Source organism: Pseudomonas laurylsulfatiphila (genome assembly GCF_002934665.1).
In the GTDB taxonomy this organism is placed as follows: domain Bacteria; phylum Pseudomonadota; class Gammaproteobacteria; order Pseudomonadales; family Pseudomonadaceae; genus Aquipseudomonas; species Aquipseudomonas laurylsulfatiphila.
In genome coordinates this window covers 183,600-196,771 of record NZ_NIRS01000003.1, presented here as the reverse complement: position 1 = coordinate 196,771, position 13,172 = coordinate 183,600, and the positions used below count along the sequence as shown (strand labels likewise).

The following is a 13,172-nucleotide window of genomic DNA, read 5'->3' as shown; positions in this document are numbered from 1 at the left end:
CAAAGCTCAGCCCTTGGCCCCCGCCTCCAGCATATTCTCCGGCCTTACCCAGGCATCGAACTGCTCATCGGTCAGGTACCCCAACTGCAACGCCGCCTCACGTAAGGTCAGCCCTTCGCTGTAGGCCTTCTTGGCGATCTCCGCCGATTTGTCGTAACCAATGTGCGGGTTCAGCGCCGTCACCAGCATCAGGCCTTGTTCCAGGTGTTCAGCCATTTTTTCCGCATCCGGCTCCAGGCCGGCCACGCAATGCTGCTGGAAGTTGCTGCAGCCATCACCGAGCAATCGGATCGATTGCAGCAGGTTATGGATGATCACCGGCTTGAACACGTTCAACTGCAAGTGGCCCTGACTGGCCGCAAAGCCGATAGCGACGTCGTTGCCCAGCACCTGGCAGGCAAGCATCGACAATGCTTCGCACTGGGTCGGGTTGACCTTGCCTGGCATGATCGAACTGCCCGGTTCATTGGCCGGTAGCCTGACTTCGGCGAAGCCGGCGCGGGGACCGGAGCCCAGCAGGCGCAGGTCGTTGGCGATTTTCATCAGGGTCACGGCGAGGGTTTTCAGCGCGCCGGACAGCGTGGTCAGCGGCTCATGGCCGGCCAATGCGGCGAATTTGTTCGGCGCGGTGATAAACGGCAAGCCGGAGAGGGCGGCCAGTTCGGCGGCGATGGCTTCACCGAAACCGTGGGGCGAATTCAGCCCGGTGCCGACTGCTGTGCCGCCCTGGGCCAGCTCGCAGACCGCGGGCAATGCGCTGCGGATCGCCCGCTCGGCATAATCGAGTTGCGCGATGAAAGCCGAGATTTCCTGACCGAAGCTGATCGGTGTGGCATCCATCATGTGGGTACGGCCGGTCTTGACCAGCTTCATATGGCGAGCCGCCAGCTCTGCCAACCCACCGGACAGCTCGTTGATCGCTGGCATCAAGTGCTGCTGCACCGCCTGGACGGCCGCGATGTGCATGGCGGTGGGGAAGCAGTCGTTGGAACTCTGGGAGCGGTTGACGTGATCGTTGGGGTGCACCGGGGATTTGCCGCCACGGGGGTTGCCCGCCAGCTCGTTGGCGCGACCGGCGATCACTTCGTTGACGTTCATGTTGCTCTGGGTGCCACTGCCGGTTTGCCAGACCACCAGCGGAAACTGGTCGTCGTGGTCGCCGGCGAGCACCTCGTCGGCGGCCTGCTCGATCAGACGGGCGATATCGGCGGGCAGGTCGCCGTTGCGATCATTGACCCGCGCCGCGGCTTTCTTGATCAGCGCCAAGGCATGCAACACCGCCAGCGGCATGCGTTCGTTGCCGATGGCGAAGTTGATCAGCGAGCGTTGCGTCTGAGCTCCCCAATAGGCTTCATCCGGGACTTCAACCTGGCCGAGGCTGTCGGTTTCGATACGGCTCATCTTGCTCACTCCTGTAGGTCCGATTGCGCAGTTTAGGCCGTGATCGACGGCCGTGGTTCCATCAGTCTGTATTTGACCATTCAACCCCTCTAAATCAGGTGCGACAAGGCTTGGGGTTGAGCGACACACTTTTTTAGGCGCAGAATGGAGGCCCTTGGGGTCTTACCTCGCCAGCTAGAAAAGGAAACTCGATGACTCGTCTTCGTGCCATCTGTACCGCCGTTGCTTTGGTCTGCGCCAGCGGCCAGGTTCTCGCCGACACCGCCAGCCATAACGCCAGTGCCGAGGCTTTCCTGACCATGGCGCACGCTGACAAACTGGGCACCCCGGTGTACATGCAAGTACAGCAGATGTTTGCCCAGCGTTTCGAACAGACCAAAGCCCCTGAATCGAAAAAAGCCGTACTGGAAACCTACCAGGCCAAGGCTAACGCCGCTCTGGACCAGGCCATTGGCTGGAACAAGCTGAAGCCGGACATGGTCAAGCTGTACACCAGCAATTTCAGCGAATCCGAGCTCAAGGACCTGGTTGCGTTCTATCAGTCGCCACTGGGCAAGAAAGTCATGGAAAAAATGCCCCAGCTGACCCAGCAATCGGCCCAGATGACCCAGTCCAAGCTGGAAAGCGCGGTGCCGGTGGTCAACAAGCTGCTGGCCGACATGACGGCCGAGCTGACCCCGAAAGATGCGGCTACACCCGCCAAGAAAAAGCCTTAAGCGGAGTTCGGTATGACCATGCAACAACGCATCGAATCGACGCTGGCCCTGCTTCAACCCGAGCATCTGCAAGTGCTGGATGAGAGCCACATGCACAGCCGGGGGTTGCAGACCCACTTCAAGGCCGTGGTGGTCAGCGCGCAGTTCGATGGCCTGAACCGGGTCAAGCGTCACCAGAAAGTCTACGGCACGCTTGGCGAGCTGATGGGCGAGTTCCATGCGTTGGCGCTGCATACCTACACGCCGGAGGAATGGGCACAGATCGACGCGGCTCCGGCCTCGCCGACCTGTGCCGGCGGCAGCAAGCATTAAGATCAAAAGATCGCAGCCTGCGGCAGCTCCTACATGGGGATACATTCTCCTGTAGGAGCTGCCGCAGGCTGCGATCTTTTTTGTTAGAATGCCCAACGCGCCGCTCACCCGGCGCGTTTTTTTTTCGCATCCGGTTCACCCCTTACGAGGGTAGCCACCTGGAGATTTACCCATGACACAACAGATTGTCGTGGCGGCACTGTATAAGTTCGTCACCCTGGAAGATTACGTCGCCTTGCGCGAGCCCCTGCTGCAAGCAATGGTCGACAACGGCATCAAAGGCACCCTGCTGATTGCCGAAGAAGGCATCAACGGCACCGTGTCCGGTAGCCGCGAAGGCATCGACGGGCTGATGGCCTGGCTCAAGAACGATCCGCGCATGGACGACATCGACCATAAAGAGTCGTACTGCGACGAGCAGCCGTTCTACCGCACCAAAGTCAAACTCAAGAAAGAAATCGTCACCCTTGGCGTGGAAGGCGTGGACCCGAACAAAAAGGTCGGTACCTACGTCGACCCGCAAGACTGGAACGCGCTGATCAGCGACCCGGAAGTGCTGTTGATCGACACCCGTAACGATTACGAAGTCTCGATTGGCACCTTCGAAGGCGCCATCGACCCGAAAACCACCAGTTTTCGCGAATTTCCTGACTACATCAAAGCCAACTTCGACCCGGCCGTACACAAGAAGGTCGCAATGTTCTGCACCGGCGGCATCCGCTGCGAGAAGGCGTCGAGCTACATGCTCAGCGAGGGCTTCGGCGAGGTCTACCACCTCAAGGGCGGCATCCTGAAGTACCTCGAAGAGGTGCCGCAGGAAGAAACCAAGTGGCAGGGCGACTGCTTCGTGTTCGACAACCGCGTGACCGTGCGTCACGACCTGAGCGAAGGTGACTACGATCAATGTCATGCCTGCCGCACTCCGGTCAGCATCGAAGACCGCGCGTCCGAGCATTACGTGGCCGGCATCAGTTGCCCGCATTGCTGGGATAAGCTGAGTGAGAAGACCCGTCGCAGCGCCATCGACCGGCAGAAGCAGATCGAACTGGCCAAGGCTCGTAACCAGCCTCATCCGATCGGCTACAACTACAAGCAAGCATCCACCGAGGCCTGAACCATGTCTGCGCGCCTGCTCTATGTGATGGACCCGATGTGTTCCTGGTGCTGGGGGTTTGCCCCGGTGGCCAACGCACTGGTCGAGCAGGCGCAAGCCGCGGGTGTGGATGTGCATCTGATCGTGGGTGGTTTGCGCACCGGTAGCGGTGCGGCGCTGGAGCCGACCACCCGACGCTATATTTTTGAGCATTGGCAGGCGGTCACCGAGGCCACCGGCCAGCCGTTCAAGTTCGAAGGCGCGCTGCCCGACGGTTTTGTCTACGATACCGAACCTGCCTGCCGGGCCTTGGTGACGGCGCGCAGCCTGGCGCCGGATTGCGCGTTGAAACTGCTCGGGCTGATTCAGCACGCATTTTATGCTGAAGGCCGTGATGTCACCCAGGCCAGCGTGTTGGTCGAGTTGGCGGAACAGGCCGGTCTGCCGCGCATTGAGTTCGCCGGCGCTTTCGATCGGGCTGACATGCACGCCGCCACCGCCGCCGATTTCACCTGGGTCCAGGACCTGGGCATCGCCGGTTTTCCTACATTGCTCGCTGAGCGCAAGGGTCAATTGGCATTGCTGACCAACGGCTATCAGCCTCTGAGTGTGCTGTCCCCGCTGCTCGGCCGCTGGCTGGAGCGCGCTGCCTGTGCATGACCTGCCCGATGACGTCGCTACCGCTAAACGTGTCGACCGTCTGAGCTGGGCGGAAATCCGTCGTCTGGCCCTGCATCACAAGAAGTCCCTGTGGATCGCCAACGGCGTGGCCGTGCTGGCGACTTTGTGCAGCGTGCCGATTCCCTTGCTTCTGCCGTTGCTGGTGGACGAGGTGTTGCTGGGGCACGGTGACGCCGCGCTGAAGATCATGAACCACGCGCTACCCGAAGGCTGGCAAAAAGCGGCGGGTTATATCGGCCTGATGCTTTTGGTGACCTTGACCCTGAGGTGTACGGCGTTGCTGTTCAACGTGGTGCAGGCGAAATTGTTCGCCGGGTTGGCCAAGGACATCGTCTACCGCATTCGCATACGCCTGATCGAACGGCTCAAGCGTATCTCGCTGGGTGAATACGAAAGCCTGGGCAGCGGCACGGTGACCACGCATCTGGTCACCGACCTGGATACGCTGGACAAATTCGTCGGTGAAACCCTCAGCCGTTTCCTCGTGGCCATGCTGACCCTGGTCGGTACGGCGGGCATTCTGATGTGGATGCACTGGAAACTGGCATTGCTGATCCTGCTGTTCAACCCGCTGGTGATCTACGCCACGGTGCAGTTGGGCAAACGGGTCAAGCATCTAAAGAAACTCGAGAACGACAGCACTTCGCGCTTTACCCAGGCGCTGACCGAAACCCTGGATGCCATCCAGGAAGTTCGCGCCGGCAACCGTCAGGGGTTCTTCCTCGGTCGCTTGGGGCAACGCGCCCGTGACGTGCGCGACTATGCGGTGAATTCGCAATGGAAAACCGATGCGTCGAACCGGGCCAGCGGTTTGTTGTTCCAGTTCGGCATCGATATTTTCCGCGCCGCGGCCATGCTCACGGTGTTGTTCTCCGACCTGTCCATCGGCCAGATGCTCGCGGTGTTCAGCTACCTGTGGTTCATGATCGGTCCGGTCGAACAGTTGCTGAACCTGCAATATGCCTACTACGCTGCCGGCGGTGCGCTGTCGCGGATCAATGAGCTGCTGTCGCGCGCTGATGAGCCTGAATACCCGGGCGGTGTCGACCCGTTCATCGGGCGCGAGACGGTCGGGCTGGAAGTACAAGGGTTGAGCTTCGGTTACGGCGATGAACTGGTCCTGAACCAGATGAACCTGTCCATCGCCCCCGGCGAAAAGGTCGCGATTGTCGGCGCCAGTGGTGGGGGCAAGAGCACGCTGGTGCAACTGCTGCTGGGCTTGTACACGCCGTCGGCCGGAACCATTCGCTTTGGCGGTTCGACCCAGCAGGAGATCGGCCTGGAAACCGTGCGGGAAAATGTTGCCGTGGTCCTGCAACATCCGGCGCTGTTCAATGACACCATCCGGGCCAACCTGACCATGGGCCGTGAGCGCAGTGACGAGGCCTGCTGGCATGCACTGGAAATCGCCCAATTGCACGGCACGGTGCGGGATTTGCCCAATGGCCTGGACAGTGTAGTCGGGCGCTCCGGCGTGCGTTTGTCCGGCGGACAGCGCCAACGCCTGGCCATCGCCCGGATGGTGCTGGCCGAGCCCAAGGTGGTGATCCTCGACGAAGCCACCTCTGCGCTGGATGCCGCCACCGAATACAATCTGCACCAGGCCCTGGCGCGGTTTCTGAGCAACCGCACCACGTTGATCATTGCCCACCGCCTTTCGGCGGTGAAACAGGCCGACCGAGTGCTGGTATTCGACGGCGGCCAGATCGCAGAAGATGGCGATCATCAGCAACTGATTGCCGACGGTGGTCTGTACGCCAAGCTTTACGGTCATTTGCAGCGGTTGTAGCCGGATGTCATCAATATTATAAAAAACATTATTCGCGACCGAATTCAGTGGCCGCGATACACCCTCCGGGCATAGCTTGTCGCTTGCCGGGATCGGAATCGCAACCTAGTCTAGCTTGAGCGATTTCGTCCGGAAGGCGAGCAAGCAGTGCTAATGCAAGGGACCTCATGAATCAAACGCGGACTCTCGGAACGCCACGGTTGTTGGGCATTGTCTGGCCATTTATCGCCGTTGTGTTGTTTCAAGCCTTGCTGGGCGGTGTGAGCCTTTATGTGCTGTCGGCTGTTCGCGGCTATGTTGCCGGGGAAAGCCTTTGGTCCAAGGGCCAGAAAGATGCCATCTATTACCTCAATCTCTACGCCGACAGCGGCGACGAAGGGACATTTCACAAGTACCAGAACGCCATTTCCGTGCCCCAAGGCGGGCATGAATTGCGTGTGGCGCTGGATCAGCATCCGCCGAACATCGAAGCGGCGCGCGTGGCGATTCTCAAGGGGGGCAACCACCCGGACGACGTTTCCAGCCTGATCTGGCTGTACCTCAACTTTCGTCACTTCAGTTACCTCGAAAAAGCCATCGACCTGTGGACCGTGGGTGATGGCTATCTGGCCAAGCTCGATGACGTTGCCAGGGACATGCGTCAGCACATCAATACCAGCCCTGCCTCTGTTGCGGATATCCAGCGCTGGAAGGAGCAGATTTTCGCGATCAATGAGGAAGTGACCCCGGCTGCGAGAGCCTTCAGTGATGCACTGGGGGAAGGGTCGCGGGTCATTCTTCGTCTGCTGCTGCTGACTAACCTCGCCACAGCGCTTGGATTGATTGCACTGGCGCTGATGCGCACCCACAAGCTGCTCAAGCAGCGCCATGCCTTCGCGGATGCGCTGCAAGTGGAGAAAGAACGGGCGCAGATCACCCTGCAATCGATTGGCGACGGCGTGATCACCACGGATGTTTCCGGTGCGATTGCCTACATGAACCCAGCGGCCGAGGCGTTGACCCACTGGAAGGCCGAGCAGGCGACAGGCTTGCCGCTGGCAGCGCTGTTCAACCTGCTGGACGAAGAGGCCCAGACCGAGGGCTTCACCCTTATCGAGCATATTCTCAGCGGCCAGCTCAGTGGTGGCAGCGAGCACTCCAGGCTGATTCAACGTCTGGACGGCAGCACGGTGTCGGTCACACTGGTGGGCGCGCCCATCCGCAATGCCGGTAAAGTCAGCGGGACGGTGCTGGTGCTGCATGACATGACCCAGGAGCGGCAATACATCGCCAATCTGTCATGGCAGGCGACCCACGATGCCTTGACCGGACTCGCCAACCGCCGTGAATTCGAATATCGCCTGGAACAGGCACTGCACAACCTGACCCGCTACTCGGGGCGCCATGCCCTGATGTTCCTTGATCTGGATCAGTTCAAGCTGGTCAACGATACCTGCGGTCATGCGGCGGGCGACGAACTGTTGCGGCATATCTGCGCCTTGCTGCAATCGGGGTTGCGCGAAGGCGATACCCTGGCGCGCCTTGGAGGCGACGAGTTCGGCATCCTGCTGGAAAACTGCGCGCCGGAAGCGGCGGAGAAAATTGCCGAGAGCCTGCGCCAGACTGTGCAGAATCTGCATTTTGTCTGGAAGGGGCGACCTTTCGTAACCACTGTCAGTATCGGGCTGGTTCATGTCGCGCAGAATCCGACGACGCTCGAAGTCTCGCTGCGTGCCGCTGACATGGCGTGCTACATGGCCAAGGAAAAGGGCCGCAATCGGGTCCAGGTCTATCATCCGGATGACTCGGAACTGTCCCTGCGTTTCGGTGAAATGGCCTGGGTGCAACGTTTGCACATGGCGCTGGAGGAAGACCGCTTCTGCCTGTACGCCCAGGAAATCGTCCCCTTGGGTCATGTCGAGCAGGACGGCGGGCATATTGAAATTCTGCTGCGATTGCATGATGAAGCCGGGCGGATGATCTTGCCCGACAGCTTCATTCCGGCTGCCGAGCGTTATGGCCTGATGAGCTCGCTTGATCGTTGGGTGGTGCAGAACGTGTTCAAGATCATTGCCCAATGCCGGGCCGAGCAAGAACAAGGCCCGCTGGCCATGTGTGCGATCAATCTGTCAGGCACGACGATTGGGGATGAGGCGTTCCTGGACTTCCTGCGTGAACAGTTTGTGACGTATTCGATTCCGCCTGAAATGATTTGTTTTGAAATTACTGAAACCAGTGCCATTTCAAATCTTGGCAGCGCCATTAGATTCATCAATGAACTCAAAGGCTTAGGATGCCATTTTTCACTGGACGATTTTTGTGCCGGAATGTCCTCATTCGCGTACCTGAAACATTTGCCTGTAGACTTCCTGAAGATCGACGGGAGTTTCGTAAAGGATATGCTGGACGACCCGATTAACCGCGCCATGGTCGAAGTGATCAATCACATCGGCCATGTCATGGGTAAGCGCACGATTGCCGAGTTTGTCGAAACACCCCAGATCGAGCAGGCATTGCTGGAGATCGGGGTTGATTACGCTCAAGGGTATGTGATTGAACGCCCGCATCTGTTTACCAGCGATAGCTTGTTGAGTCGTCCTGCCAGGCCCCAACCGATGTTGTTCAAGGCCCCGGGCACGTTCCGTTGAAATTCCTGCCGGTCTTAAAATCACAATCAAAAGGAGCTCGACAGTGATCGACACATTCAACCGAACCGGACCGCTCATGGAAGCTGCAAGTTACCCTGCCTGGGCCCAGCGCCTGATCCAGGATTGCAGCGAGAGCAAGCGCCGGGTTGTCGAACACGAACTGTACCAACGCATGCGAGACAACAAACTCAGTGCGAAGACCATGCGCCAATACCTGATCGGTGGCTGGCCGGTGGTCGAACAGTTCGCGTTGTATATGGCACAAAACCTGACCAAGACCCGCTTCGCCCGTCATCCCGGCGAAGACATGGCCCGTCGCTGGCTGATGCGCAACATTCGCGTCGAATTGAACCACGCCGATTACTGGGTGCACTGGAGTCGCGCGCACGGTGTCAGCCTGGAGGACCTGCAGGCACAGCAGGTTGCACCGGAGCTTCACGCGTTGAGCCATTGGTGCTGGCACACCAGTTCGGCCGACTCGCTGATCGTTGCGATTGCCGCCACCAACTACGCCATCGAAGGAGCCACCGGGGAATGGTCGGCGGTCGTTTGTTCCAACGGTATCTACGCCGCCTCGTTCCCCGAGGAGGATCGCAAGCGGGCGATGAAGTGGCTGAAGATGCATGCCCAGTACGACGATGCCCATCCGTGGGAAGCCCTGGAAATCATCTGCACATTGGCGGGCACCAACCCGAGCAAATCCCTGCAGGTGGAGCTGCGTCAGGCCGTTTGCAAGAGTTACGACTACATGTACCTGTTTCTCGAGCGTTGCATGCAATTGGAGCACGCAGAGCGGGTGCCGGTCGTGCGTGAGCGGATGGCGCTGGCTGAAGGCTGATTCAGCTATCACGCAATAAAAACTGTGGGAGCGAGCCTGCTCGCGAATGCGGAGTGTCAGTCAACATCATTGTTGAAGGTCAGATCCTTTTCGCGAGCAGGCTCGCTCCCACATTGGTTTATGTGGTGGCTGAAAAATCAGCCCGCCATCTCCAGCCGGTTACGCCCTTCGCGTTTGGCCACATACAGCGCGCTGTCTGCCCGTCGCAACAGGCTGTCGGCGGACTCGCCGGGCAACAGGGTCGAACAGCCGAGGCTGACTGTCAGCAAGATCGTATGACCGTCGGCCAGGTACTCTTCGGACTGCACCGCAAACCGCAGCCGTTCACCTACCATGGCCGCGGGTTCGCGGCTGGTATTGGACAGCAGTATCAGGAACTCTTCACCGCCATAGCGAAACACCATGTCGACGTTGCGCAGCTGGTTTTTGATCGAGGCGGCGACCGCCTTGAGCACGTCATCGCCAGTGCTGTGGCCATGGGTGTCATTGACCAGCTTGAAATGATCGATGTCCAGCATCAACACCGATAACGGTTGCAGATGGCGCCGGGACAGCTCGATTTCCCTTTGCAGGGTCTGGTCCATGGCGATGCGGTTACCGGTGCCCGTCAGCGGGTCGCGCAGTGCGCTTTGGGTGGCGGTACGGTAAAGCAGCGCGTTACGCATCGGAAACAGCAGCGCGGCCAGCAGTGATTCGAGATTGCCCTGTTCCTGTTCGCTGAAACGCTGATTGCGGCGGAAAATCAGTTCACCCAGGTGTTCGCCATCGTGGCTGAGGCTGTAACTGATGGAATGGTGGCCACGCTGGCCGAACTCCAGGCGCAGATCACTGATCTTGTGCAGGTAACACAAGGCGTCCAACGGCACCAATCGCTGAATCTCGCGATAGAAAGTCCCAAGAATGCGTTGCGGCTCCAGACTGGTTTGCAGTTGCAGGCCCAGTTGCTGGCGCATTTGCGCAAGGCTGACGGGCCGTTCCAGAAGAGGCGGTTGCTGACCAAAGCCCAGGCGCTGCAATTTGGCGCTATCGAAGTCAATTGCGTTGGTCTGGGAAGGTGGTTTCATTAGGCGTGCGCCCCTAAGCAGTAAGGCTGTCTTACAAGCAGGGTGAGAGCGGCTTAGGGCTGCGCGTCGTACTGGTCCGTCAGTCCCGTAGGACATTTCGTACAAGTTTAATCTGCTTTCTGGAAGATGAGTAACTTCTACACTCATGCTTCACCCCGTCTGCTTTCACGTTGCGTGTCTGAGCAAACTTAGAGCGAAAGTCGTGCCATTCGGTTCATCCGAATAAAATTCGTATTAAATCAAATAGTTGTGTTTCGTCTACTACCCGCATGGCGCAGCGTGTGACGGTTGTTTGACAGGTGCATGGCGTGACTTCGAGTGCCGCGGCGGGAAGCCGGCGCGGCATCGAAAAAGCGACGTACGGTCGTTATTGGGCGTCGAACGCCTGACCATTGATACCGGTGCTGTCCGGGCCCATCAGGTACAGGTAGACCGGCATGATCTCCTCGGGCGTCGGGTTGTTCAGCGGATTTTCACCCGGGTAAGCCTGGGCGCGCATGCTGGTGCGGGTAGCGCCCGGGTTGATGCTGTTGGAGCGTACCGGGGCCACGGTATCGACTTCGTCAGCCAGGGTTTGCATCAGGCCCTCGGTGGCGAATTTGGAGACGCCGTAAGCGCCCCAGTACGCACGCCCCTTGCGGCCGACGCTGCTGGACGTGAACACCACAGAGGCGTCCTGCGACAGCTTGAGCAGCGGCAGCAATGTGCTGGTGAGCATGAACATGGCATTGACGTTGACTTGCATGACCCGCATGAAGTTATCGCCGGAAAGCTGCTCGATCGGCGTGCGCGGGCCGATGATCGAGGCGTTGTGCAGCAGGCCGTCGAGATGCCCGAATTCGTTTTCGATCATCGCCGCCAGCTCATCGTACTGATGGGGCAGGGCGGTTTCGAGGTTGAACGGGATCACCGCCGGTTGTGGATGGCCGGCGGCTTCGATTTCGTCGTAGACCTGGGTCAGGTTGGCTTCGGTCTTGCCCAGCAGCAACACGGTTGCGCCGTGGGCTGCGTAAGTCTTTGCCGCTGCGGCGCCGATGCCGCGTCCGGCGCCGGTGACGAGGATGACCCGATCCTTGAGCAGTTCGGGGCGGGCGGAATAATCAAACATAAAAAACCTCTACATAATCCATCAATAGAGCTGAAAAGATCGCAGCCTGCGGCAGCTCCTACAGGGGATCGACGTGCATCCTGTAGGAGCTGCCGGCTGCGATCTTTTGACGTTAATCAGCAGCCACAGAGGGCGCTATCCAAAACCTTGCGCAACTCCAGCGGATGATCGACCACCACGTCCGCACCCCAGTGACGCGGGTTATCGTCAGGGTGGATGTAGCCGAATGTCACCGCTGCCGTCCTGGTGCCGGCATCACGGCCCGACTCGATGTCGCGCAAGTCGTCGCCGACGAACAGCACGCTGGCCGGGTCCAGGTCGAGCATCTTGCACGCCAGGATCAGCGGCTCTGGATCCGGCTTGCTGTTCTTCACGTGATCCGGGCAGATCAGCAGCGCCGAACGCTCGGACAGCCCCAGTTGTTGCATGATCGGTTCGGCGAAGCGCAGTGGCTTGTTGGTGACCACACCCCAGATCAGGTTGGCTTTCTCGATATCGGCGAGCAACTCGGCCATGCCGTCGAACAGCTTGCTGTGTACCGCACAACCGACGAGGTAGCGCTCCAGGAACTCCAGGCGCAACGCTTCGAAACCCGGCGATTCCGGATCCATGGCGAAGGTCACGGCGACCATTGCCCTGGCGCCGCCGGAAATCTCGTCGCGGATGTGCTTGTCGTTCATCGGGGGCAAGCCGCGGTCGGCACGCATCGCCTGACAGATCGCAATGAAGTCTGGCGCGGTGTCGAGCAGGGTGCCGTCCATGTCGAAAAGAACTGCTCTGATTGGCATCGGCTTATTCCTCGCGCAGGGTCTGGATCATGTAGTTGACGTCCACGTCGGCGGCCAGCTTGTAGTGCTTGGTCAGCGGGTTGTAGGTCAGGCCGATGATGTCCTTGACGGTCAGGCCGGCCATGCGGCTCCAGGCACCAAGCTCTGAAGGGCGGATGAATTTCTTGAAGTCGTGGGTGCCGCGCGGCAGCAGCTTCATGATGTATTCGGCGCCGACGATGGCGAACAGGTACGCCTTGGGGTTGCGGTTGATGGTCGAGAAGAACACCTGGCCGCCGGGCTTGACCATGCGGAAGCAGGCGCGGATGACCGACGATGGGTCTGGCACGTGCTCAAGCATTTCCAGGCAGGTGACCACGTCGAACTGCTCGGGCATTTCCTCGGCCAGGGCTTCGGCGGTGATCTGCCGGTATTCGACGTTGACGCCCGATTCCAGCTGATGCAACTGGGCAACCGCCAGCGGCGCTTCGCCCATGTCGATACCCATCACGGTTGCGCCGCGCTGGGCCATGGCTTCGCTGAGGATGCCGCCGCCGCAACCGACGTCGAGGACTTTCTTGCCGGCCAGATTGACTCGCTCGTCAATCCAGTTGACCCGCAGCGGGTTGATGTCGTGCAGCGGTTTGAATTCGCTTTCGCGGTCCCACCAGCGATGGGCCAGGGCTTCGAATTTGGCGATTTCGGCGTAGTCGACGTTGCTCATGGTTTAAGTCCTCTAAAACTTGAAAAATCCTGTTGCCCTGGATGTGTTCCGG

Annotated in this window: 12 protein-coding genes; 7 read left to right on the top strand and 5 right to left on the bottom strand. The window is 59.5% G+C overall.

Translation table 11 applies throughout. From position 1 onward, the window contains the following. Positions 1-6: 6 nt before the first annotated feature. Positions 7-1,401, bottom strand: a complete 1,395-nt coding sequence (locus CD175_RS11305) for a class II fumarate hydratase (RefSeq protein WP_104448979.1) — start codon at positions 1,399-1,401, stop codon at positions 7-9. A 191-nt stretch (positions 1,402-1,592) separates the two neighbouring features. On the opposite strand from CD175_RS11305, the gene CD175_RS11300 reads away from it, so the two are divergent. The 7 genes from CD175_RS11300 to CD175_RS11270 all read left to right on the top strand — a co-directional run bounded on the left by CD175_RS11300 (position 1,593) and on the right by CD175_RS11270 (position 9,457). Further along, entirely contained in the window at positions 1,593-2,117 is a 525-nt protein-coding gene (locus CD175_RS11300; RefSeq protein ID WP_104448978.1) for a DUF2059 domain-containing protein, read from the top strand. A gap of 12 nt (positions 2,118-2,129) precedes the next feature. Beyond that, positions 2,130-2,429, top strand: coding sequence for a BolA family protein (locus tag CD175_RS11295; RefSeq protein WP_007973667.1), 300 nt, complete (start codon positions 2,130-2,132; stop codon positions 2,427-2,429). 172 nt (positions 2,430-2,601) lie between these two features. After that, positions 2,602-3,543 (top strand): oxygen-dependent tRNA uridine(34) hydroxylase TrhO, encoded by a 942-nt coding sequence (gene trhO / locus CD175_RS11290; RefSeq protein WP_015093968.1) that lies wholly within the window; start codon positions 2,602-2,604, stop codon positions 3,541-3,543. A gap of 3 nt (positions 3,544-3,546) precedes the next feature. After that, on the top strand, positions 3,547-4,182 hold the full coding sequence (locus CD175_RS11285; protein ID WP_104448977.1) for a DsbA family protein: 636 nt from the start codon (positions 3,547-3,549) through the stop codon (positions 4,180-4,182). After that, positions 4,175-5,992: an ABC transporter ATP-binding protein gene (locus tag CD175_RS11280; protein WP_104448976.1), complete on the top strand. Its 1,818-nt coding sequence runs from the start codon at positions 4,175-4,177 to the stop codon at positions 5,990-5,992. The genes CD175_RS11285 and CD175_RS11280 overlap by 8 nt, the downstream gene beginning before the upstream one ends. Positions 5,993-6,159: 167 nt before the next feature. Then, complete coding sequence (locus CD175_RS11275) at positions 6,160-8,619, top strand: EAL domain-containing protein (RefSeq protein ID WP_104448975.1); 2,460 nt, start codon at positions 6,160-6,162, stop codon at positions 8,617-8,619. Positions 8,620-8,695: 76 nt separating this feature from the next. After that, positions 8,696-9,457, top strand: coding sequence for an iron-containing redox enzyme family protein (locus CD175_RS11270; RefSeq protein ID WP_420849102.1), 762 nt, complete (start codon positions 8,696-8,698; stop codon positions 9,455-9,457). 137 nt (positions 9,458-9,594) lie between these two features. Here CD175_RS11270 and CD175_RS11265 read toward each other — a convergent pair whose 3' ends face one another. From CD175_RS11265 to ubiG, 4 genes are all read right to left on the bottom strand, one after another. Next, positions 9,595-10,521 (bottom strand): GGDEF domain-containing protein, encoded by a 927-nt coding sequence (locus CD175_RS11265; protein WP_104448973.1) that lies wholly within the window; start codon positions 10,519-10,521, stop codon positions 9,595-9,597. 367 nt (positions 10,522-10,888) lie between these two features. Then, complete coding sequence (locus tag CD175_RS11260; protein WP_104448972.1) at positions 10,889-11,629, bottom strand: YciK family oxidoreductase; 741 nt, start codon at positions 11,627-11,629, stop codon at positions 10,889-10,891. 116 nt (positions 11,630-11,745) lie between these two features. Beyond that, a complete protein-coding gene (gene mupP, locus CD175_RS11255; RefSeq protein ID WP_102702340.1) occupies positions 11,746-12,417 on the bottom strand; it encodes an N-acetylmuramic acid 6-phosphate phosphatase MupP in 672 nt (223 codons plus the stop codon). 4 nt (positions 12,418-12,421) lie between these two features. After that, entirely contained in the window at positions 12,422-13,120 is a 699-nt protein-coding gene (gene ubiG, locus CD175_RS11250; RefSeq protein ID WP_007985381.1) for a bifunctional 2-polyprenyl-6-hydroxyphenol methylase/3-demethylubiquinol 3-O-methyltransferase UbiG, read from the bottom strand. Between the last annotated feature and the right edge of the window lie 52 nt (positions 13,121-13,172).

Coding starts and splice junctions, on each gene's coding strand:
- CD175_RS11270 (WP_420849102.1), top strand. CDS start 8,696: ATGGAAGCTGCAAGTTACCCTGCCTGGGCCCAGCGCCTGATCCAGGAT.
- CD175_RS11260 (WP_104448972.1), bottom strand. CDS start 11,629: ATGTTTGATTATTCCGCCCGCCCCGAACTGCTCAAGGATCGGGTCATC.
- ubiG (WP_007985381.1), bottom strand. CDS start 13,120: ATGAGCAACGTCGACTACGCCGAAATCGCCAAATTCGAAGCCCTGGCC.
- CD175_RS11305 (WP_104448979.1), bottom strand. CDS start 1,401: ATGAGCCGTATCGAAACCGACAGCCTCGGCCAGGTTGAAGTCCCGGAT.
- CD175_RS11285 (WP_104448977.1), top strand. CDS start 3,547: ATGTCTGCGCGCCTGCTCTATGTGATGGACCCGATGTGTTCCTGGTGC.
- CD175_RS11265 (WP_104448973.1), bottom strand. CDS start 10,521: ATGAAACCACCTTCCCAGACCAACGCAATTGACTTCGATAGCGCCAAA.
- CD175_RS11300 (WP_104448978.1), top strand. CDS start 1,593: ATGACTCGTCTTCGTGCCATCTGTACCGCCGTTGCTTTGGTCTGCGCC.
- CD175_RS11295 (WP_007973667.1), top strand. CDS start 2,130: ATGACCATGCAACAACGCATCGAATCGACGCTGGCCCTGCTTCAACCC.
- CD175_RS11275 (WP_104448975.1), top strand. CDS start 6,160: ATGAATCAAACGCGGACTCTCGGAACGCCACGGTTGTTGGGCATTGTC.
- mupP (WP_102702340.1), bottom strand. CDS start 12,417: ATGCCAATCAGAGCAGTTCTTTTCGACATGGACGGCACCCTGCTCGAC.
- trhO (WP_015093968.1), top strand. CDS start 2,602: ATGACACAACAGATTGTCGTGGCGGCACTGTATAAGTTCGTCACCCTG.